The sequence below is a fragment of the Actinomadura keratinilytica genome (genome assembly GCF_039539665.1).
Lineage (GTDB): Bacteria > Actinomycetota > Actinomycetes > Streptosporangiales > Streptosporangiaceae > Spirillospora > Spirillospora keratinilytica.
The window spans coordinates 1-614 of the sequence record NZ_BAABDO010000293.1; the positions used below are offsets into that span (position 1 = coordinate 1).

The following is a 614-nucleotide window of genomic DNA, read 5'->3' on the forward strand; positions in this document are numbered from 1 at the left end:
CAGCTGGACGACCTCCTGCTGGGCGCCGAGGGATTCGTTGGCGTACACGCGGGCACCCCACCGCCCCTCGGTCGCCTCGGCCAGCTGCTCCCCGAAGAAGGACAGCGCCGAGAAGCTGGGATGGGACTCGGTCTGGTTCAGCGAGATCGACAGGACGTTCTCCACGTCCGTCGTCGCCCCGGCCTGCGCGCAGCCGCCCAGCGCGAAGGCGCCGAGCCCCAGGGCCGGCAGGCCGAGCAGCAGATCACGGCGACTCGCTCGGTGCCCGCCGGGTGAGCGGCGAGATGGGCGTGTACCCACGGGTTACCTCCTCGTAACACAGAACGGCCGACCGCAGTCTGCGGTCGGCATATTCTCAAAGTTTAAAGGAACAGTGTGATGCGGCTCGGCCCTCGACGCGTCCTCTTGCCGAGTGTTGCCCGTGACCCGCCGCACCGGACGAGGTGACCCGGTCGCCGACGGCGCCTTCCGCAGCCTCCTCGATGCGATCAGCCCAGATCGCCCGAAATCCCCGTGACCTCCGGCTACTGATTCTCCGAGTACAGATCGGGACGCCGGTCGTGCCAGACGTGCGCCATCGCGGTGAGGGACTTTCTTCGACCTTCGAGGAGATC

Annotated in this window: 1 protein-coding gene; it reads right to left on the reverse strand. The window is 67.8% G+C overall.

Features of this window, described 5'->3' with window-relative positions:
- Positions 1 to 300 (reverse strand): hypothetical protein (locus ABD879_RS32770; RefSeq protein WP_345025681.1); only part of this gene is annotated, 300 nt, incomplete at its 3' end.
- Positions 301 to 614: the final 314 nt, after the last annotated feature.